Consider the following 19,777-nt stretch of genomic DNA (forward strand, 5'->3'; position numbering starts at 1 on the left):
TTATTTTAATTTTTCTATGATTGAATCACTTATTTTTTTGGCATCGGCCTTGCCCTTTGCTAATTTCATTACCTCGCCAACAAACAAACCTAAAACGCCTTTTTTGCCAGATTTGTATGCCTGTACTTGCGATTGGTATTTTGCGAACACTTCATCTATAAATCCAGCTATGGCATCATTATCTTCAACAATCAGCAAATTCAATTGCGAGGCTAAACTTTCAACGTCTATATCCTTTCCTTCTAAAGCAGGTAAAAGTTGTTGCAATGCATTAGCCTGGCTTACCTTTTTTTCATCTACTAAATTAATAACGGAGGCTAACCGATCAGGTTGTACTTTATATTCAGCAATGCTGATTCCTTTTTCATTTAACAAAGCCCTAACTGAGCCTAACAACCAGTTAACCAAACTCTTTTGAATTTTAACATCAAGTTTAGCTTCATTAAAATAATTGTATAAATCGATATCTTCTGCTAATAAATTCGCTTCAGTTTTATTAAGGCCAAAATCGGCAATCAATTGTTTCGCAATTTCTTTTGGTAAAGCTGGCATGGCCGATTTAATTTCGGCTAACCACTCATCAGAAATAGAAATTGGTTGTAAATCTGGGTCTGGAAAGTAACGGTAATCATTAGCTTCCTCTTTTGTACGCATTGGAGATGTGGTACCTTTATCTGCATCAAAGTTTAATGTACTCTGAATAATCTTACCTCCATTTGATGTCACTTCAACCTGTCTGCCGAATTCAAACTCCATTGCTCTGCGTACGTTTCTAATAGAGTTTAAGTTTTTAACTTCACAACGTGTCCCAAACTCAGCAGTTCCCTTTTCACGAATAGAAATATTGGCATCGCAACGCAATGAGCCTTCTTCCATATTACCATCGCTCACATTTAAGTGACGAACTAAACTTCTAATTTCGGTTAGCAAGGCTGATGCTTCTTCTGCACTGCGAATATCTGGTTCAGTTACAATCTCAATTAATGGAACACCTGCCCTATTTAAATCTACATAAGAATATTTAGCATTTTGATCGTGCAAACTTTTCCCCGCATCTTCCTCTAAATGTATCCTATTTATACCAATTCTTTTTTCTTCGCCATTGGCCAAAGCCACATTCAGAAATCCATTTTTACAAATAGGACTATTATCTTGTGTAATTTGATATCCTTTCGGCAAATCTGCATAGAAATAATTCTTGCGGTCGAAGAAATTATGTTGATTGATTTCACAGTTTAGTGCCAATCCAATTCTTATTGCTTTAGCAACAACCTCCTTATTTAGCTTGGGCAAAGCACCTGGTAAAGCCAATGAAACTGGAGAAATATGCTCATTTGGTTTTGCCCCAAATGTAGCGCTATCAGAAGAAAATATTTTTGATTGTGTATTTAACTGTACATGTATCTCTAAACCGGAAACCAATTCGAAGGTTACACTTTCAGCTGCAGTTATTGTACTCATTTAGTGTGTAATATGTATTAAAACAGTCGTTTAAGACTAGTCAAAGATAGATAAATATCCATCAATTCTATTGAAAAACAGTTAACAAATATACTTATGGCACAGAATTGGATTTAAGTTTATTACACACATAATTTTAAAGCTATGAAAAGATTAATTGTATTTGCAATGTTAGGAATTGCATCAGTCGCTTATCAGCCAGCAAAAGCTCAGGTCAGTATTAATATGAACATTGGAACACCTGCATACTATGGCTACAATACTTATTATGTACCTGCACGACCTGTGGTTTATGTAGACAGAGATGTAAGGTACCGTAGAAGCTATAACTATCATCCACAAAGAAATGTGGTTGTTTATAGACCACAACCAGTTCATCGCAAAGTTTATTATAACAATTACAGACCATCAAACAGATATTACTCTGTAAGAAGTGTTAATTATAAACATTATAATAAGTCTTTCAAACATTCTAATGGCAGAGGTCATGGAAAAGGAAGACACTAACCTGATTACTCACTAAACTTAAATATATAAAAATGAAAAAATTAATGCTGGTAGCCATGCTAGGAATAGCTTCGCTACTAAACAATAATGCAAAAGCGCAAATTAACATTAACATCAGCGCTCAACCTTTATGGGGACCAACTGGTTATGACCATGTAGATTATTATTACCTACCGGATGTGGATAGTTACTATAGTGTGCCAAAACAACAATTTGTTTACCTAAACAATGGCAATTGGGTTTTTAACAATACACTGCCTGCTCGTTACAGCAGTTATAACCTTTATAATGGCTACAAAGTTGTTGTTAATGGAGATAGACCTTATTTAAACTATAAGACAGATAAAATTAAATATGCTAAGTTTAAAAACTATGGCGGTAAACAATTGGTAATTAAAAATAGTAACGATAAAAAATACTATGTTGTTAAAGGACATCCGCACGGAATGCCACCAGGGCAAGCCAAAAAAATATATAGTGGTAATGGAAAAGGGAAAGTTGTTAATGTAAAAGGAAATAGTGGAAAAGGTAACAACGGGAATGGAAAAGGGAAAGGGAAGAATTAATAAGCAAATGAAATAAAAAAGTCCCGACCAAATGGTCGGGACTTTTTTATTTTAAAATCTTTTACCAATAGTAATACCAGCTCTTGGATAGGCATCAGCATTATTAGCACCAAAAAGCCTACCTGCACCTAAATAAATCTCTCCAACAAAACCATTTTTTGTAAGGAATTTAGCACCAGCAGCGGCTCCCAAACCAAAATTTGTTTGAGTTCTATCTCCATAATAGGTATATACATCTGTGGTATAGTCATACTTATAATAAGATCCATACCCATCAGAAGAAATAACTGCTGCATTTCCTTCTATAAAAAAACCATTTGCTTTTTTACCACCAAAATAGACTCTAAAATTAGGGATGATCCCGAAGTTGAATTCAGGATTTTCTTCAATCCCAAACATAACAGCAAGACCAACACTCATGTCATCTTTCAGAATTCTCTCATAATTTATTTCCGGAAAACCTCCAATAGTGTAAGCTAGGTTCAGTTTTAACTCATTATTGCCACCTATACCAGATTTCTTGTTAGAAGAAGTATCTACTTTTTGGGCATATGCAAAAAAACTTGTGGCCAATAAGAAGCCAGAGAGTATTAATTTTTTCATAGGGTTAATTTGATTTTCTAAAGGCCTAAAGTATAAAATGTTTTTTAATTACTAATACTTTAGTTCACACATAAAAGTTTTAACAAAAAAAGCTTTAAAAATTCACCAACAAATCAACTTATGAAATTCTTTGCTTTAGCTAATACTGATGGCAAACCAGCTGCATTTTTACCACCCGCTGTTGCATAAAACGGCTGACCACCACCACCACCTTGAATTTCTTTACCTAATTCGCGAACGATTTTAGCGGCATTCAAACTATCTGAAACAATATTTTCGGAAATCATTACCGTAATACCTGGTTTTTCATCAATTAAAGTGGTTAACACCAAGTACAAATCTGGCACTAAAGCTTTCACTTCAAAAGCTAGGTTTTTAACAGCTTCTGCATTAGGTAAATCTACTTGAGTAGCAATAAAATTGATGCCGTTAATATTTTCTGCTTTAGCTGCGATATCTTGTTTCATATCTCCGGCCTTAGCTAAAATACTTTTTTCTACTTCTTTTTTAAGTTTGGCATTTTCTTCTATTAAAGCTTGTATGGCAGCACTGATGTTTTGCGTTCCTTTCAACAAACCTCTAAGATGATGTAACTCTTTGCTTTGATTAACGATGAATTGTTCTGCCTTATCAGCTGTAATGGCTTCTATCCTACGCACACCAGCAGCTACAGCAGTTTCAGCTACAATTTTAAAATAACCAATTTGCCCGGTTGCTTTAACGTGTGTGCCACCACAAAGTTCTTTAGAGAAATGATCATCAAAAGTAATTATACGCACAAAATCGCCGTATTTTTCTCCAAATAAGGCTGTTACACCAGAATTGATAGCTTCATCATAAGGAACATTCCTTTGTTCCTTTAATTTGATATTCGCTCTAATCTTTTGGTTAACGATATACTCAATCTCCGCTAAATCGTCTTCATTAATTTTTGCAAAGTGCGAAAAATCGAAACGTAAGTTTTCAGCGTTAACTAAACTTCCTTTTTGGTTAACATGTGCACCTAGAACCTTTTTTAAGGCCGCATGTAATAAGTGGGTAGCTGAATGGTTATCTTCTGTTAATTCCCTCTTATCTTCATCAATTACTGCCCAAAACTTACCATCAAGGTCGATAGGTAAAGTATCTGTATAATGAACAATAACGCCATTTTCTTTTTTAGTATCAGTAATTTCTACCCAAAACTGACGGCTATGGTCTTCTAAACGACCTGTATCACCCACCTGACCACCACTTTCTGCATAAAAAGGTGTTTGGCGTAAAACGATTTGATATTGCTCCTTACCTTTTGCACTTACTTTGCGGTATTTTAAAATTTCGGTTTCAATCTCAGTTAAATCATAACCAACAAATTGGGTGTCGTTATCTTGGTTTAGAATTATCCAATCTCCAGTATCGACGGCAGTTGCAGCACGAGAACGATTTTTTTGTTCAGCTAAAGCTTTATTGAAACCTTCCATGTCAACAGTTAAGCCTTTTTCGCGAGCCATTAACTCTGTTAAATCTATTGGAAAACCGAAAGTATCATATAATTCAAAGGCAAAATTACCATCAATTATATTTTTTGTTTCGTACTTCTCAAAACGCTGTATTCCTGTAGCTAAAGTTCTCAAAAATGAAACCTCTTCTTCCAGAACAACCTTTTGAACGAAGTCTTTTTGCAAATACAATTCATCAAAAACACCTTCAAACTGATTAGCTAAAACTGGTACCAGTTGATTTAAGAATGGCTCTTTTAAATTCAAGAAAGTATAAGCATAACGCACCGCTCTACGTAAAATACGACGAATTACATAACCAGCTTTATTATTTGAAGGCAATTGACCATCTGCAATTACAAAAGAAATAGCCCTGATATGGTCGGCCATTACACGCATTGCAACAGCTTCATTCCATCCTTTATCTCCAGGTTCTGCACTGCTGCTATATTCAAATCCAGATTTTTCTGAAATAAATTGAATTAGGGGTTGGAAAACATCCGAATCATAGTTTGAAGTTTTGCCTTGTAAAACGCGCACTAAACGCTCAAAACCCATTCCTGTATCTACATGTTGTGCGGGTAATGGTTTTAAAGAACCATCCTTCACTCTGTTAAATTGCATGAATACATTGTTCCAAATCTCAATTACTTGAGGATGGTCCGCATTGACTAAACTCTTACCACTTACCGCTAAGCGCTCAGCAAACGGACGGCAATCTACGTGGATTTCTGAGCAAGGCCCACAAGGTCCAGTATCGCCCATTTCCCAGAAGTTGTCTTTTTTATTGCCTAAAATAATCCTGTCTTCATCTACAAATTGTTTCCAAAGTTCAAAAGCTTCATTATCTCTTGGTAAACCTTCTTTTTCATCCCCCTCAAAAATAGAAACGTACAATTGGTCTTTCGGAATTTTATAAACTTCAGTTAATAATTCCCAGCTCCAAGCAATGGCTTCTTTTTTAAAATAATCACCAAAACTCCAGTTGCCCAACATCTCGAACATGGTATGGTGATAAGTATCAATTCCTACTTCTTCTAAGTCGTTATGTTTACCAGAAACACGCAAACAACGTTGTGTATCGGCAACGCGAGGGTATTTAATGGCAGCTTCTCCTAAAAACAAATCTTTAAATTGGTTCATCCCTGCATTGGTAAACATTAATGTAGGGTCATTTTTAACCACAATTGGTGCAGATGGCACAATGTGATGTTGCTTGCTTTTGAAAAAATCTAAATAGGTCTGTCTTATTTCTTTCGCTGTCATTTTATGGAATGTTTCAATGTTGTAAAGTTTAAAAGTATTGATAAGCTTGGGAGAAAACTCTTCAGTCGCTTAAAACCTTTAATCTTTAAAACACTTTGTGTTCTTTGTGTCTTTGTGGTTGTATTATTGCAGAACAAAATTAAAATTTTTATTGTGGTATTTTACTAAAAACCGACTACATTTGAATACTTTAAGTAAAACTCACAATCAATTCATAATCAGCTAAGAAGATGCCGTATAAAGAGAGAGAAATTAATAAAATGTATTATACAATGGGTGAGGTTACCGAAATGTTTGGCGTAAATGCTTCACAAATTAGGTTTTACGAAAAGGAATTTGATGTACTTCAGCCTAAAAAAAACAAAAAAGGGAATAGGCTTTTTACCCCAGAGGACATTGACAATTTGAAGATCATTTTTCACTTAGTAGATGATAAAGGTTTTACCTTAAAGGGTGCCAAAGACCATTTAAAAAACAATAGTGGCGAGGTTAAGGAAAATCAAAAAGTCATAGCTTCATTAGAGAAACTGAAAGATTTTTTATTGAAGCTGAATGAAGAGATATAATTGATGGAAAATGTAAGATGGAAAATGGATGTAAAATTCCTATCTTACCTCTTCCATTTTCCATCTTACATATTTTATTCTATCTGAAATTATTGGTTTTTAGTGGTATCTGGTAATTTTTTGGTAGTATCCACTGCAGGTGAATCTATTTTATTAGTATCCACCGTAGGCGAATCTAGTGTACTATTTGCATTTTTGCTTGAGCTACATCCTGCTACTGCCATCCCGGCAACTGCAAGAACTATTAAAAATTTCATTTTCATCGTTTTTTCTTTAGGGTTAATGTATTTGTACTATATAAATAACTCTAAGTAGAAAAAGGTTTTAAAAAATTTATAATAATCTAATTATCAATAATTTAAATAAAATATTTACTACTAGAAACAATAAGAAACAGTTGATTTACGAACTATAATGATATAATTAGCGCTCGAATTAATATGACGGCATGCATTGTCTTTCAATAACACTGCCCAATTCTCCTATAAACTCATTTGGCATTTCTCTTCCACCTACTTGCTCCCAACCATCTTTAACTTTATTGATAGTACCTATTAATTGGTCGCCAACACAGACATAAAAAACATCGCTTATGTCTGATTGCATTAAGGTATAAAGCAGTGGAAGCTGATTCTCAAACAATTCGCACAAATAATCAATTTTTACCATGACCCATATCAATTAATTTTCCATTTGAATAACTTTATCTAGACAACCATAAAACCAACTAAATGTTTGGTGAATTTTAATGATAAATCCTTAAAAATTTAAATATCTTCTCTAAATATGAAATTACGGAATTTCTTGAAATTTAAAAACAACAAATTGTTAATAAATTATTTACAATATTCTTTCATTGCATCCAATATCATTTGCTTGCGATCGCCTAAAGAGTATCCTAATTTTAAATCTGCACAAATTTTAGCCAACTCAATTTCTGGAATTTGAACTTTATCTTTCGTTGCTAATATTGTTACCTCGCTAGTAGCGCTTAGTTTCCGGCTATCCTTAAACTGAAACTTTCTTAATCTGGCGAAAGCTCTATTACTTATGGCCTCCATATAAAGAGGTTCTAACTCTACAGCCTTATCAAAATCAGCGATGGAATTATCGAAATCAAATAAATTTAGCTTTGCAGTACCCCTATATAAATAGGCATCAGAATAATTAGGGTTTAGTAAAATTGCTTCATTTAATTTTCTTACTGCAGCAGCATATTCATTATCCTTTAGGTAAGTTAAACCTTTATCTAAGGCTGAAAAAAAATTCAACTCTTCTTTAGGAACATCTTGCTTATTAGCTACAAAAGTAGATTGCCTTTTTAATTTTCCAGTTGAATAAAACATTTGCCACAACCCAACTTCTTTTTTATGATCAAAACTTCCTTTCTGTTTTAATTTACCATTTATAAAGTATTCTTCAGTATTGCCGTGTTCTATTCCATTCTCATAAGTGTAGAAATATCGTTTATTACCATTGGAAAAATAAACAGTCCTAACACCATCAACTACTCCATTTGTTAAAGTACCCTCACCCTGTATTTTACCATTTAAATAATAATCTATAACCCTTCCAGTGTACGGTGTATCTGAATTATTAATATACCATTTACCCTCTTTTCTAACCATTATCTTTGTAGTGGGAATTTGTTTTAATTCTTCAGATCTTTTAGAAAACGCTTTTGTTGTGATAATAAAAATTTTATCTACTTTTCCTTCATAACCTAATGCCTTAATGCGGTCTAAACTTGTTACAACTTCAAGATTTTCGATATCATCGTTTAATAATTCGTCTGTTTCATCAGGGTCATCCATTATTGGAACATTGTCTACAATATAGAATATTCTTTCTTGTTGCTGCTGAGCAAAAGTTAAAACACTAAACAGTAAAATAAGTACGGCTAGATATATTTTTTTCATAGCTTATACCTTTTTTACTATGGCGATAATATCTTCCTCACCTAATTCTTGTTCTGCATTTTTAAAACTTTCATAAGCTGCATTTGCCAATGGCGAATTTAATCCCTCTGCTTTTGCCAAGCCTAAATCTTTTGAAATATGTTTCAATGCAAAAACTGCATTATAATTATCTTCCAAAATAGCATCACCTTTAATTTTCATAAATACATTACCTAAAGCGCTATTATTAATTAACTCTAATAAATCTTTAGTATCAATTCCTTGTTGTTTAGCAAATGACACTGCTTCTGCCAAGCCTTGTGCATGGAAACTTAACAAGGTGTTGATAGCCAATTTAGCAGAATTACCAGCACCTATCTGTCCTATATGCAAGGCTAATTTACCCAGCACATCAAATATTGGTTTAACTTTTTCAAAAGCCGATTTATCACCTCCAACCATAATTACTAAAGAACCTTCTATGGCTTGTTTTAAACTTCCAGAAACTGGCGCATCAATGTAAAAGGCACCCTCTTGAGCAAGTAAACTGGTCATTTCTTTACTGATGGCCGGCGAAACTGTACTCATATTTATAATGATTTTCCCAACAGTCGCTGAAGAAATTAGGCCATTCTCTCCTGTAATGATGTCTTTAGTTGCCTTGTCATCAGCAACCATTAAAATCACAACTTCACATTGTTTCTGTAAATCAGCAGGGTTATTCATAAACCTTGCTCCTTCTGCAACTAAAGAATCAGCCTTTGCTATACTTCTATTGTAAACAAAAAGCTCATAGCTAGCCTTTATTAAATTTTGAGCCATTGGGATGCCCATTTTCCCTAAACCAATAAAACCAATTTTTGTAGTGTTCATAGTTTAAAGATAATTAGAATAAAAAACAAGGAATAAAGATTAAAGACAAAAATTCCAATATACTTGGTCTTTCATCTTTGTTAATTTATCCTTATTCCACTCCTTTAACTTTCATTTTTATGGTATAAACCGACTTAGATGCAGTTATGAATAAGATGTCTCTATTTTTACCTCCAAAGCACAAATTTGCGGTGTGATTTTCTGGAACATTGATGTGTCCAATTTGCTCGCCTTTTGAATTGTATATGGTAACTCCTTTTCTAGTGAGATAAAGATTCCCTTGATTATCTAAAGTCATTCCATCAGAGCCTTGACTTACAAATAGTTTACGATTAGTTAGTCTTCCATTTGACTTAATATCATACCTATAGGTTTTATTAGCCTTTGCATCAGTAACATACAAGGTTTTGCCATCCGGGCTACCAACAATTCCATTGGGCCTTTGTAAGCTATCTTCTACTACCATGACATTTGAACCTTCAGTTATTTTATTTGGCAGGTAATAAACCTTTTCACCAACAATTGCAGGTGCTTTTCTTATCCAGTAATCTCGTTGGTAATAGGGGTCTGTAAAATAAATCCCTCCTTTTTTATCAATCCACAAATCATTTGGCCCATTTAAGTCAGCACTTATAGGGTTTTTATAAATTACTGTGGCTACTGCATTCTTATCAAAAGACCACAATTCAAATTGTTCATCAGCACAAGCAATTAGATTTCCTTTTTTATCAAAGAACAAGCCATTTGCTCTTCCAGCCTTTGCTGTAAAAAGCGATAACTTACCTTCAACATCATATTTCCAAATGGTGTTATTTGGTTGGTCGGTAAAAAAAATATTTCCTTTTTTATCTACGGCAGGGCCTTCGGTAAACTTAAATTGAGAAGAAACTAGTTTGAGGCTATCCTGTATAAATAAGGACTTATTCTCTTCTACTTGGGATTGAGCAGCTAAAGTGATTAACGATATAATGCAGGTTAATATTGATTTCAAAACTTTAAGCCCTCCACTTTCCACTTTTTTTCAGGTAACGAATAATCACGTAATAAGCAGCTAAAACAACTAAAGCGCTAATGCCTATTTTATCTCTTAGCACCGTATCTCCACCAGTTAAAATCGGATTATCCATTGAATTATTGTAATTATAAAAATAAAGTAGAATAACAACAATACCCAACATCCAAACCGTTTGTGTGTTATATTCTTTAATTAACCAACGCTTACCGTTAAAAGCCATGCTGCCAATTGTTTTATGTAGACCACCAAAATTAATCCACCACCTGTTTACACGAGCACAATATTCATCAAATTGTTTACCGAATTTCCCTCTTAAAAAATTCTCTTCTGCTAGTACAATAGCTTGATAAATGAATAAAAACAAAGGAATAAAAACACACATGAAAACAACTGAGTTCATCAAAATCCCTACACCAACCAACATTAAAATATTGCCAACATACAGTGGGTTACGACCGTGATTAAAAAACCCCTCTGTTACTAAATCATCTGCATGAACTTTTTTATTTAAACCGCCCCTAACAATGTAAGCCAATGAAATGGCTACTCCGCGGATTAACTGACCCAGTACGGTGATGAACAATCCGATAATTAATGGATATAAATAATAGTTTGCACCGAATTCGCTTTCTCTAAAAATTTGAGGAGATGGAATAAACAAAGCTAGGTACAAGAAGATGAACAGAAAGTTTCTGTACTTGAAAAAGAAGTTTCCTATAGCAATCATATTAGTTTTTTACTGCGATAAAGCCTGAAAAATTATACCATTTAAAAAAGGTTTCTGTATGTTGAAAACCAGCCTCTGCTAACATCTTAAAATTTTCACTTAACTTATAAGGAATTAAGACATTTTCCAAGGCTTCTCTTTTTTGAGAAATCTCCATCTCACTATAATTGTTTCTACGCTTATAATCGTAATAATATTTGATAAAATTTCTGTTGAACAGACTGTCTTCTGCCAAAATCTTTTCTGAAATAATCAAAACTCCACCTGGCACTAAACCATCATAAATTCTTTTCAATAACTTCTCGCGAAAAATAGGGCGCATGAACTGAAGTGTTAAACAAAGAATAACAACAGAAGCATTTTCTATTTTCACTTCATCATGCAAATCTGCATTAACCAATTCGTAATTACGTTTAAAATCTGCTTGTTTCAGTTTAACATCGCATTTTTTAAGCATTTCTACAGAATCATCTATTCCTACAAACTTTATGTTTTCTGCAACGTAAGGGTTCAATCCAATCATTGTGGTACCTGTAGAACAGCCTAAATCTACCACATTGGTATTTGGTAATGCGTGTTCGGCTGCCAGTTCAATAATCATTCGCTGTATTTCATTGTAAAATGGAACAGACCGCTCTACCATGTCATCAAAAGCATTGGCAACAGTAGCACCAAACTTAAAATCAGAAGGTTTTTTTATTTCTTCTTTAAATACGTTATCTAAATTCTCCTTCTTATCCATATCAGGTTTATATTGGTCTTTGTGATTAGCCTTAAAGATATGTATAACTATCTCTAAAGCTAACATAAGCAATTGATTTAACTAACATTTAACACCGCAGTAAAATATTTGTTTCAATATACCATTAACATTACCTAGCATAAACCCCATTTGGCGAAACTACGGATGCCAGCCCACCAGTTATGCCAACAGGAGGAATAATTACATCTATAATTTTACCATCTATTTTTACCAATACCTTTTTGGCATGTATTTCTACCCCTTGTTGATAAAATGGTGGCATTGCAGATGGCTGCCTATTTATTAAATAAGGTTCTGAAAAATCGCTCATTTCTACCTCGAAGGTATAACCGTTTACTACGCAGGTAGAGTAAGCACATGTTGGTGTTATTTCAACCTTTATAAAAGCTGTTAAAACTGATGCCATTTCAAAAGGAGTATCAGCAAAAATATTCGGTCCAAAGTATTTCCCCACAGTTTCGTTGTTACTTACAAAACCCATAACTGCTGGAGGCGCAGTTAGGTCTGGCTGCCATAAAATCATTCCACTAGCAGCATTTCCCACTGGTGTGTTTACCATTCTGCCCAGGTGAATTATTAAGTTGGGCATTTGAAGGTCTGGAGCTGTTAAAGCCACAAGGTCTATCCCACCTTCCCAACTCATCCATTTGGTTACATTGTTCATTTCTTTTAGTTTAAGTTTATAATACACTAAACTTAGTGGCATAAATTAGTTGTAACAATACCCGATGGTGGGTATATTAACTGATAATTAAATATTCGTAACGGCTTTAACACATTGCATCATATAAACTGCAATAGCACTACATTTGCCCATCAAAATTATTTTATGAAACTGAGACAATTATTCCCTATTGCCTTGTTTTGTATAAGCCTGTTCTTAATCTCTTGGGGTTATACTGGTCACAGAACAATTGGTCAAATTACACAGAACCATCTTAACCCTAAGGCAAAAGAAGCCATCAAAAATCTTTTAGGAGATACCAGCATTGCTGAAGCTTGCACCTGGGCAGATGATGCAAGAAGAGAGCCCGAATTTTCGGAAACCGCTAACTGGCATTTTTTAAATCTTCCGCTAGGCTTATCTTTTGAAGATTTCAAGAAACACATTGATACATTAAGCAATGAAAACGTTTATACAGCCTTAAATAAGGCAAAAATAGAATTGACAAATCCTCAAGCTACAAGAATTCAAAAAGTGCATGCACTTAAATTCATCATGCATTTTGTAGGTGATTTACACCAACCAATGCACATTAGCAGAGCTGAGGATAAAGGAGGCAGTACCATTCAATTAAATTTCGATGAAAAAGGAACCAACTTACATAGCCTTTGGGATACCAAAATGTTAGAAAAACAAGGTTTAACTTACGATCAATTGGCTACTAAATACGATAATGTTTCTGCAGAAAACATTAAACAATGGCAAAACGATCCGTTGATACAATGGCTTTGGGAAAGTTACCAAATTTCAACGCAACTTTATGCTGAGGTAGATGCTATGAATAAAAGAGTAATTGACGATGCATACTATCAAAAACATTTGCCAATGGTCGAAAAACGCATCCAACAAGCCGCAATTAGACTGGCTGGTGTTTTAAATGAAATATATCCAGAATAATTTTATTAAATATTTTCTGTAAAGCGGGGCAAGCGATTCTTAAGAAGATCTTGTCCTGCTTTAGTCTCTGCCAACCGCAGGCAGGTTTTAGCTTTAATTTAAAGATCTATTTATTCCCTTTAAAAACATTAACTGTGCTTGTTTTCCAAGCAATGTATCCTTGTAGGGCACAAATTTGTGCTACTTCTTTTTCTACAAAATCTGGCACATCGTTAGCTATTCTCCAACGAACGTTATACTTTAAGTTATAACTGATGTAGATTACAATATCATCATCCATCGGTGGCATCGACGCCAAGGATTTTAAATGAACGTTTTGCAAATCGGATGCTAAACGTATCAATCTTTCCTTTAACACTTTAGCTAATGGTGCATGCGGATTAAACTCATCAAATATGGCAACGACAGTAACGGTCATAAAAAATTATGCTATTATTTTTAGCAAATGTAATAAAATTTACCAAAGATAAAAGCAAAAAAATGTCAGTTTTATTATTTCTATGCAGATTATAACTAAACTTCCTCTAAACCAAAACTTTGTGTTTTTATATTTGTTGCTTTGTTCCGATTGAAGAAATCAATAACCATTAAAACTATATCACCTATATCTCTATGTGGTAAAATCTTTAACTATCTTTGCACAAATAGAAAACCCATGGCAGTACTACATAAAAAAGAAGAAAAAATACAAGCAGTATTAGGCAGATTGCCTAAAAACTACACCAACGAAGAATTTGTTGCCATGTTTATTCAATTATATTCTAAAGATTGGGGTAAAATTAAGTCTGCCTACATTAAACAATCGCAAGACAAAGAACCTGGAACGGTAATTAATATGCCTAAGCCAGATCTTTACTTAAAGCAAGTTTTAGAAACTTATTTAAAAAATAATGTGGCAGCAGCTGGTGTTCAAGTAAAGGAAGAACCAGTAGTGGTTGCAAAAGCACCTAAAATAGTTAAGGAAAAAACAGCTATTAAAAAAAAGGGAGTTAATGAAGAAACCATTACTGGCCCAGAAATCATTCAAACAGTTAAAAAAACAAAAGCGCCTGCTAAAATGAAAATAATTGAGGATGAAGCGGTTACAAAACTAAAAAAACAGTAGCAAAAAAAAAACTAGAGAAGAAAAAAAATAATAATGTTTATACAATAAATAGCTTTTTTAGGTGTTTATATATACGAGAGCGTTAATTTAGATAACGGGGATTTGTCTTTGATGAATCCCTGTTTCTTTTTAGAAAAAATGCTATTGATTGGGATATTAACCTTTTAAATAATACCAAATCCCATTTTCTTGTTTAAAAACTGATCTTTCATGATGAATAAATATCTTTAAACCATTCTGGTAAAAAGCCTTAAATTCTACAATGTCTTTTTTAGCTTCACAGATCTCTAGTTTTAACCAAACATTACTTTTAGCCGAATTCTCTATTTCCTTCTTTTGATACAAATGTCTTTGCGAAGGATGTGTTGTTTCAATTAAATAATCTATTAAATGTAAGGCGTAGGCAGAAAAACGAGAACGCATTAGCTTTTCTGGCGTTAATGGCTTTTCTTTATTTAAATGAAATGGGTGGCAACAATTGGAATAGCTTAAGTTAGCACAACAAGGACAATCAATATGCAATATTTTAAACTTTAATTTTTTGCAAAATGACAGTTATTGATGGTGATATTAATTCCATATGATGAATTCTATTCATTGGAATATCTATAAAATCACCCACCTTCATTACTCTTAAATTTTCACACACTGTGAATTTACATTCCCCTTCTAAAACTAACATACTTTCTAATACGTCTGGGTGATTTTCTTCTTTAACACCTAAAGTTGTAGTAACTACCATTTGTAAAACATCATCGTCCTCACGAAGCACATGAATGGCTTTACCTGACACCGATGATTCCATTTCTAAGTCCTTCGTAAAATTTAACCAGTTTTTATAGCGTGAATATGCGGTAATTATAGGTAAATCATTGACATTCATAACTTGCTCTTTCTGTAAGTTTACAATGTTGTCTATTATCCTGCCCTTTAATGCAGGCCTTGGACCGTCAATATCTAAATCCGAATAGCTTTCAAAAGCCATTTCAATCTCTGAAATCTTTTCTAGTAATTCAGGATTATTTTTTACTGCTTTTTCTATATTAAGTTTCTCATGTATAGGTAGAGAATCTAAAACATAAAGCTCTAATATGCCACTTTCTAGGTAAGGTGCTAAATTCAAGGTTATAAAAATAGTTAGTTTTAAATCTCTTTAATTAGTAAAACATTTTACCAATTCATCAGAAATAAATATATGACATATTTTTACAAGTTAAAAGCTGTTGAAGCAAAGAATTATCAACAAAATACTAATAAACTAGCTATTAAGCTATAAATTACTTAAAAATGATGATTTTTGCTCTAAAAATCAAACTAACAGCACTAAAAACAGCTAAACACACACAAAATCAAGCAGAAAAAACACCTATAAACAAAATATCCTTTGTTTTTACCAAGCAAAGGATATTTTTAAGCTTTATAACAGTGATTTATCTTCTTACTCTTGTAGGACTATAAGCAATGAAATGATCTGCACCTATCTGTGACTCTATTAACTGATCCTTGATATGAATTTTTGGATATTTAGTATTGATGCGTTTTAAAACAGCGTCACCAAAATCATCCATACTTTTTTGGTCAACCGCAACACTTACTGTTGGGTAATAATCATGTTCAATAGCTAATTTTTGAGTAAGTGAAACCTTTTCCAATTTCCAGTTTTCTGAAGGCATTATCCCATTTTCATCATTTGCATTATTTAGATGGAAAAGATATTCTGTTGCCATAAAGGCGATGTTGTTAGTTTTCATCAATGTAATTTTTGTTTTTTTGTAATGAAACCATCATGAGCATATCCACAGCTATTGCTTGTAAGCGTTTGCCCATAACAATTTTATTCATATAATTTAATGGCCCGATTAATTAAGTAAACCTACAAAATGGCCAAATGAAGGGTAAGTCCAATCGATAAGAATGCCAAAGGTAATTATATAATCGCACCAAACTATAAACGAGACAAATAATGCAAATATTTTACAATGAATAGAAATATTTAGAATAGCTATAAAAATGTTTTTTATTCTCCAGGCTTAACCTCACTAGTAGAGAAACTGTTTCCACTTAACCTATATTTAATGGTTTTTACTAAGGTTGTTGTTTTGCCGCTATCTACATTAACAACTGGAACAGAGCGAAACAGATCACCATTTTTAACAAAAAACTTGTCATTGCCTTCATAACCTTTTTTAAGGTTATCCTTTAAACCCGGAAAACTGATTTTATCAAAACTTCCGTTGCTGTATTCAAAAACATTTAAGTCGTTAACGTTTTTCCTTACTACATATTGAACATATAACTCTGGATTTCCGTCATTGTCCATATCCATGTTCCAAGCATCGGCAATGATACCTTTCCTTTCAACAGAGATTGATTTGTAGTTGTTTTTCACAGAATCAGACATCAATAACAAATAACCACCTAAGGTATCAACTCCTTTTCCCCAACTTAGCACCTCAAAGTTAAAACCAGGTTTAATTTCTATGTTTTTATAAAATGGAAAAGGATTTGGTTCTTTAGTATCACCTTTGGTAGCTGGCGCCGCAGTTAATGGCTTGTCGTCACTTGTACAAGCAGCTATGAATAAAACACTGGCTAAAGCACAACATCCTAGTTTGATAGCTTTGGTTAATTTCATTTTTGTGATGATTTTATTTTAAAACATTAAGAATTTCCAATCGTTAAGTTAACCTTAATTTTTCTTCATTTCTTAATGTTTAATTTTTGTTACGCATTTATCTTGTCTACTTATAACATTTAACGAAAATTATTTCGTTTTAACATCAGCAGCACCATTATTTAATATTGTTTCTGTAACCACACTCCTTCTTCCACTTGGCATGATCACTATGGTTTTAAGCACTTTCTTCTGTCCTTGTGGCACAATAACTTTTATTGGGCTTTTATATTCAGTTGCGTTCTCAGATGGACGATAATTATCCAATGTGTAAAACACCTTAGCCCCTGGCATTGGTGATTTTAACTCCACTGTTATATTTTCTCCATTAATTACTTTTTCTGTTTGGCCTATTGGGGTTGGCACCCAATAATTAGTATTTGTTTTATCCAATCTGGCTAAATGTAAAGGTAAACGTTCTTCAGTAAAGTTTTTGATGTCTTTTCTTTCAACCGGGCTCCATGCAATTTCTGCTAAAGAAAACAACCTAGGTAAAAGCATGTATTCTACCTTAGCTGGTGTTTCCATATATTCTGTCCAAATATTTGCTTGCACACCAATTACATATTTACGTTGGCCTGCATTTAATTCTTTCGGAACCGGATCATAACCATAAACCTTTGTAAAATTAGACAAACCACCAATAGTTAGGGGCTCATCGGTTGAGGCAGATTGTTTATGATCAAAATATAAACCAGCAGAACCTGGTGTCATGATTACATCATGATTTTGTTTGGCTGCCTCAATACCTCCTGCTTCTCCCCGCCAAGACATTACGGTTGCATTTGGCGCTAAACCACCTTCTAAAATCTCATCCCAACCAATAATAGACCTACCTTTTGCGTTAATGTATTTTTCCATTCTTTGGATAAAATAACTTTGCAAACCATGTTCGTCTTTCAGGTTATTATCTTTAATAAACTGCTGGCAAAAAGGAGATTGTTTCCAATATTCTTTAGGGCATTCATCGCCACCAATGTGGATGTATTTTGAGGGAAACAAGGCAATAACCTCATCCAATACATTTTCTAAAAATTTAAAGGTATTTTCTGTAGGCACAAAAACATCGTCAAAAACACCCCAGGTTTGTTGCACTTGTTTTCCCTTTCTATCTCCACTCCAAGGTGTTTTATCACTAATAAAGGTATCTCTATCGGGAAAACAACTTAACTCTGGGTAAGCCGCAATTGCTGCACCAGCATGGCCTGGCATTTCTATTTCTGGCACAACAGTAACGTACTTTGCTGCCGCATAGGCTACAACCTCCTTCACCTCGTCTTGTGTATAATAACCTTTATGCACCTCGTTGTCATTACCGCCTGTACCCGGATAATTACCTGCAATAGTTCCGTTTCTCGTGCTACCCACACTAACTAATTTAGGATATTTCTTAATCTCAATTCTCCACCCTTGGTCTTCTGTTAAATGCCAATGAAAATTATTCAGTTTATACTGCGACATTAAGTCGATGTATTTTTTAATAAAAGAAACCGGGAAGAAATGACGGGCTACATCTAGGTGCAAGCCACGGTATTTAAAACGCGGATAATCGTTAATCTCAACCGATTGGATACTAATCCTATCTTGTTTTTTCTCCGGCATTAATTGTATTAAAGATTGCACTGCGTAAAACAAACCCACTTCTGTACCCACTACCTTAATTTGGTTAGCTGTAATTGTTATGGTATAACCCTCCCCAGGTAATTTATCGGCACCTGCCGAAGTTAAAACAATAGCTTTTTGCCCTGCCGTTAAAGTTTTTGCTTCTCTTAATGCAAAACCACCTTTTGTTACAATAAATGCATTTAATAAATCCGCAGCCTTGGCATTTGCTGTTTCATTATTTACCAAAATAACAGTTTTATCTAAAGAAAAAGTACCCGTGTTTTTTTTAATGGAAACCGGAACCGGTATAATGCCCATATTGGCATCTGTTTGCGCAAAAGTTTGAATGGCAAAAAAACTTGCCAAGAAAAATAATAGGTATTTTCTCATCATGTGTGTGTCTTTAATATTTGGTAGCCCAAGATATAAAATTTAGGAGAGATGTAAGAAAAAGATGGATTGTAAATTATTATTGATTGTAATTTGTAGTGGGACAGATCAGCAAATTAAATCTATGCCGCTCTAGCACTATGTCTAATTTGTTCCGACATATAAGATCAAAACATAACAATAATCTAATAGCTCAAAACAAAAAAGTTCAGCATACATTTTACAATATGCTAAACTTTTATCTCAATCAGAAACGGGATGCTTGCTCGGTTTTAGTGATAATTTGAACACCTATCATTTATACACTACACTAACCCCCTAATTCGCATTTGATAAATTGGTAAATTTAATTTTTTTTAAATCAGTGCCATCAATGTTTATCGAGTTAATAAAATTAACATCATCAGTTTTAAGAAAAAACACCTTATGTATTTTACCATTATAGCGAATTACTTTAGAATGAGTGCCGGTAGTGGCAAAATTATGTTTTGCCTTTGAGTCTTGAGATTAATATTAACTAATTGATAAGAGCATGCTGCTACTATATTGTCCGACTCCAATATTACTGGGTTACTATAAAATTTAGAATTTCTCAAGGTGTCATTAGTTACACTAATTTTCTTAATATTTCTTAAATTTTTATTATAGAAAAAAATACC

The 19,777-nt window shown here is 33.6% G+C and carries 22 protein-coding genes; 5 read left to right on the forward strand and 17 right to left on the reverse strand.

What is annotated here, in order from left to right; genetic code table 11:
- Nucleotides 1–1,461 carry an Asp-tRNA(Asn)/Glu-tRNA(Gln) amidotransferase subunit GatB gene (gene gatB, locus EZ428_RS07575; protein ID WP_131552555.1) on the reverse strand — a complete coding sequence of 487 codons (1,461 nt, stop codon included), beginning with the start codon at nucleotides 1,459–1,461 and terminating at the stop codon, nucleotides 1–3.
- Nucleotides 1,462–1,605: 144 nt separating this feature from the next.
- Here gatB and EZ428_RS07580 point away from each other — a divergent pair, with 144 nt between their 5' ends.
- Together EZ428_RS07580 and EZ428_RS07585 are read left to right on the forward strand one after the other, a co-directional pair.
- Nucleotides 1,606–1,968 (forward strand): hypothetical protein, encoded by a 363-nt coding sequence (locus tag EZ428_RS07580; protein WP_131552556.1) that lies wholly within the window; start codon nucleotides 1,606–1,608, stop codon nucleotides 1,966–1,968.
- 32 nt (nucleotides 1,969–2,000) lie between these two features.
- Complete coding sequence (locus EZ428_RS07585; RefSeq protein ID WP_131552557.1) at nucleotides 2,001–2,534, forward strand: hypothetical protein; 534 nt, start codon at nucleotides 2,001–2,003, stop codon at nucleotides 2,532–2,534.
- Between the two features lie 51 nt (nucleotides 2,535–2,585).
- Here the strand turns inward: EZ428_RS07585 and EZ428_RS07590 are convergent, their stop codons facing one another.
- Together EZ428_RS07590 and alaS are read right to left on the reverse strand one after the other, a co-directional pair.
- Nucleotides 2,586–3,137 carry a hypothetical protein gene (locus EZ428_RS07590; protein ID WP_131552558.1) on the reverse strand — a complete coding sequence of 184 codons (552 nt, stop codon included), beginning with the start codon at nucleotides 3,135–3,137 and terminating at the stop codon, nucleotides 2,586–2,588.
- 113 nt (nucleotides 3,138–3,250) lie between these two features.
- Nucleotides 3,251–5,881 carry an alanine--tRNA ligase gene (alaS, locus tag EZ428_RS07595; protein WP_131552559.1) on the reverse strand — a complete coding sequence of 877 codons (2,631 nt, stop codon included), beginning with the start codon at nucleotides 5,879–5,881 and terminating at the stop codon, nucleotides 3,251–3,253.
- Nucleotides 5,882–6,111: 230 nt separating this feature from the next.
- Between alaS and EZ428_RS07600 the strand changes: the two genes are divergently transcribed.
- Nucleotides 6,112–6,447, forward strand: coding sequence for a MerR family transcriptional regulator (locus EZ428_RS07600; protein WP_131552560.1), 336 nt, complete (start codon nucleotides 6,112–6,114; stop codon nucleotides 6,445–6,447).
- Between the two features lie 89 nt (nucleotides 6,448–6,536).
- On the opposite strand, the gene EZ428_RS23960 is transcribed toward EZ428_RS07600, so the two are convergent.
- The 8 genes from EZ428_RS23960 to EZ428_RS07635 form a co-directional block, all read right to left on the reverse strand.
- Nucleotides 6,537–6,704: a hypothetical protein gene (locus EZ428_RS23960; protein ID WP_165501729.1), complete on the reverse strand. Its 168-nt coding sequence runs from the start codon at nucleotides 6,702–6,704 to the stop codon at nucleotides 6,537–6,539.
- A gap of 178 nt (nucleotides 6,705–6,882) precedes the next feature.
- Nucleotides 6,883–7,116, reverse strand: coding sequence for a hypothetical protein (locus tag EZ428_RS07605; protein ID WP_131552561.1), 234 nt, complete (start codon nucleotides 7,114–7,116; stop codon nucleotides 6,883–6,885).
- 167 nt (nucleotides 7,117–7,283) lie between these two features.
- Nucleotides 7,284–8,366 carry a hypothetical protein gene (locus EZ428_RS07610; RefSeq protein WP_131552562.1) on the reverse strand — a complete coding sequence of 361 codons (1,083 nt, stop codon included), beginning with the start codon at nucleotides 8,364–8,366 and terminating at the stop codon, nucleotides 7,284–7,286.
- A 3-nt stretch (nucleotides 8,367–8,369) separates the two neighbouring features.
- Complete coding sequence (locus EZ428_RS07615; RefSeq protein ID WP_131552563.1) at nucleotides 8,370–9,218, reverse strand: NAD(P)-dependent oxidoreductase; 849 nt, start codon at nucleotides 9,216–9,218, stop codon at nucleotides 8,370–8,372.
- Between the two features lie 91 nt (nucleotides 9,219–9,309).
- Nucleotides 9,310–10,209 (reverse strand): SMP-30/gluconolactonase/LRE family protein, encoded by a 900-nt coding sequence (locus EZ428_RS07620; RefSeq protein ID WP_225871018.1) that lies wholly within the window; start codon nucleotides 10,207–10,209, stop codon nucleotides 9,310–9,312.
- Between the two features lie 4 nt (nucleotides 10,210–10,213).
- Nucleotides 10,214–10,960 carry a methyltransferase family protein gene (locus EZ428_RS07625; RefSeq protein ID WP_131552565.1) on the reverse strand — a complete coding sequence of 249 codons (747 nt, stop codon included), beginning with the start codon at nucleotides 10,958–10,960 and terminating at the stop codon, nucleotides 10,214–10,216.
- Nucleotide 10,961: 1 nt separating this feature from the next.
- Entirely contained in the window at nucleotides 10,962–11,768 is an 807-nt protein-coding gene (cmoA, locus tag EZ428_RS07630; protein ID WP_225871019.1) for a carboxy-S-adenosyl-L-methionine synthase CmoA, read from the reverse strand.
- Nucleotides 11,769–11,832: 64 nt separating this feature from the next.
- Nucleotides 11,833–12,387, reverse strand: coding sequence for a hypothetical protein (locus tag EZ428_RS07635; protein ID WP_131552566.1), 555 nt, complete (start codon nucleotides 12,385–12,387; stop codon nucleotides 11,833–11,835).
- Nucleotides 12,388–12,552: 165 nt separating this feature from the next.
- Here EZ428_RS07635 and EZ428_RS07640 point away from each other — a divergent pair, with 165 nt between their 5' ends.
- Entirely contained in the window at nucleotides 12,553–13,344 is a 792-nt protein-coding gene (locus tag EZ428_RS07640) for a S1/P1 nuclease (RefSeq protein ID WP_131552567.1), read from the forward strand.
- 106 nt (nucleotides 13,345–13,450) lie between these two features.
- Here EZ428_RS07640 and EZ428_RS07645 read toward each other — a convergent pair whose 3' ends face one another.
- Nucleotides 13,451–13,762, reverse strand: a complete 312-nt coding sequence (locus EZ428_RS07645) for a hypothetical protein (protein WP_131552568.1) — start codon at nucleotides 13,760–13,762, stop codon at nucleotides 13,451–13,453.
- A 237-nt stretch (nucleotides 13,763–13,999) separates the two neighbouring features.
- Between EZ428_RS07645 and EZ428_RS24205 the strand changes: the two genes are divergently transcribed.
- On the forward strand, nucleotides 14,000–14,449 hold the full coding sequence (locus EZ428_RS24205; RefSeq protein ID WP_225871020.1) for a hypothetical protein: 450 nt from the start codon (nucleotides 14,000–14,002) through the stop codon (nucleotides 14,447–14,449).
- 156 nt (nucleotides 14,450–14,605) lie between these two features.
- Here EZ428_RS24205 and EZ428_RS07655 read toward each other — a convergent pair whose 3' ends face one another.
- The 5 genes from EZ428_RS07655 to EZ428_RS07675 all read right to left on the reverse strand — a co-directional run bounded on the left by EZ428_RS07655 (nucleotide 14,606) and on the right by EZ428_RS07675 (nucleotide 19,121).
- Nucleotides 14,606–14,971 (reverse strand): YchJ family protein, encoded by a 366-nt coding sequence (locus EZ428_RS07655; protein WP_262711782.1) that lies wholly within the window; start codon nucleotides 14,969–14,971, stop codon nucleotides 14,606–14,608.
- 4 nt (nucleotides 14,972–14,975) lie between these two features.
- Nucleotides 14,976–15,572 (reverse strand): hypothetical protein, encoded by a 597-nt coding sequence (locus EZ428_RS07660; protein WP_131552569.1) that lies wholly within the window; start codon nucleotides 15,570–15,572, stop codon nucleotides 14,976–14,978.
- Nucleotides 15,573–15,879: 307 nt separating this feature from the next.
- The gene (locus EZ428_RS07665) at nucleotides 15,880–16,200 is read right to left on the reverse strand and encodes a hypothetical protein (RefSeq protein ID WP_131552570.1); all 321 of its coding nucleotides are present in this window, start codon (nucleotides 16,198–16,200) and stop codon (nucleotides 15,880–15,882) included.
- Nucleotides 16,201–16,466: 266 nt separating this feature from the next.
- Nucleotides 16,467–17,084: a hypothetical protein gene (locus EZ428_RS07670; RefSeq protein WP_131552571.1), complete on the reverse strand. Its 618-nt coding sequence runs from the start codon at nucleotides 17,082–17,084 to the stop codon at nucleotides 16,467–16,469.
- A gap of 129 nt (nucleotides 17,085–17,213) precedes the next feature.
- On the reverse strand, nucleotides 17,214–19,121 hold the full coding sequence (locus EZ428_RS07675) for a beta-N-acetylhexosaminidase (RefSeq protein ID WP_131552572.1): 1,908 nt from the start codon (nucleotides 19,119–19,121) through the stop codon (nucleotides 17,214–17,216).
- Nucleotides 19,122–19,777 lie beyond the last annotated feature (656 nt).

The organism is Pedobacter frigiditerrae (assembly GCF_004331645.1).
In the GTDB taxonomy this organism is placed as follows: domain Bacteria; phylum Bacteroidota; class Bacteroidia; order Sphingobacteriales; family Sphingobacteriaceae; genus Pedobacter; species Pedobacter frigiditerrae.

Excerpts from the sequence above, each read along its gene's own strand:
- gatB (WP_131552555.1), bottom strand. The coding sequence starts at position 1,461 with ATGAGTACAATAACTGCAGCTGAAAGTGTAACCTTCGAATTGGTTTCC.
- EZ428_RS07580 (WP_131552556.1), top strand. The coding sequence starts at position 1,606 with ATGAAAAGATTAATTGTATTTGCAATGTTAGGAATTGCATCAGTCGCT.
- EZ428_RS07585 (WP_131552557.1), top strand. The coding sequence starts at position 2,001 with ATGAAAAAATTAATGCTGGTAGCCATGCTAGGAATAGCTTCGCTACTA.
- EZ428_RS07590 (WP_131552558.1), bottom strand. The coding sequence starts at position 3,137 with ATGAAAAAATTAATACTCTCTGGCTTCTTATTGGCCACAAGTTTTTTT.
- alaS (WP_131552559.1), bottom strand. The coding sequence starts at position 5,881 with ATGACAGCGAAAGAAATAAGACAGACCTATTTAGATTTTTTCAAAAGC.
- EZ428_RS07600 (WP_131552560.1), top strand. The coding sequence starts at position 6,112 with ATGCCGTATAAAGAGAGAGAAATTAATAAAATGTATTATACAATGGGT.
- EZ428_RS23960 (WP_165501729.1), bottom strand. The coding sequence starts at position 6,704 with ATGAAATTTTTAATAGTTCTTGCAGTTGCCGGGATGGCAGTAGCAGGA.
- EZ428_RS07605 (WP_131552561.1), bottom strand. The coding sequence starts at position 7,116 with ATGGTAAAAATTGATTATTTGTGCGAATTGTTTGAGAATCAGCTTCCA.
- EZ428_RS07610 (WP_131552562.1), bottom strand. The coding sequence starts at position 8,366 with ATGAAAAAAATATATCTAGCCGTACTTATTTTACTGTTTAGTGTTTTA.
- EZ428_RS07615 (WP_131552563.1), bottom strand. The coding sequence starts at position 9,218 with ATGAACACTACAAAAATTGGTTTTATTGGTTTAGGGAAAATGGGCATC.
- EZ428_RS07625 (WP_131552565.1), bottom strand. The coding sequence starts at position 10,960 with ATGATTGCTATAGGAAACTTCTTTTTCAAGTACAGAAACTTTCTGTTC.
- cmoA (WP_225871019.1), bottom strand. The coding sequence starts at position 11,768 with ATGTTAGCTTTAGAGATAGTTATACATATCTTTAAGGCTAATCACAAA.
- EZ428_RS07635 (WP_131552566.1), bottom strand. The coding sequence starts at position 12,387 with ATGAACAATGTAACCAAATGGATGAGTTGGGAAGGTGGGATAGACCTT.
- EZ428_RS07640 (WP_131552567.1), top strand. The coding sequence starts at position 12,553 with ATGAAACTGAGACAATTATTCCCTATTGCCTTGTTTTGTATAAGCCTG.
- EZ428_RS07645 (WP_131552568.1), bottom strand. The coding sequence starts at position 13,762 with ATGACCGTTACTGTCGTTGCCATATTTGATGAGTTTAATCCGCATGCA.
- EZ428_RS24205 (WP_225871020.1), top strand. The coding sequence starts at position 14,000 with ATGGCAGTACTACATAAAAAAGAAGAAAAAATACAAGCAGTATTAGGC.
- EZ428_RS07665 (WP_131552570.1), bottom strand. The coding sequence starts at position 16,200 with ATGAAAACTAACAACATCGCCTTTATGGCAACAGAATATCTTTTCCAT.
- EZ428_RS07670 (WP_131552571.1), bottom strand. The coding sequence starts at position 17,084 with ATGAAATTAACCAAAGCTATCAAACTAGGATGTTGTGCTTTAGCCAGT.
- EZ428_RS07675 (WP_131552572.1), bottom strand. The coding sequence starts at position 19,121 with ATGATGAGAAAATACCTATTATTTTTCTTGGCAAGTTTTTTTGCCATT.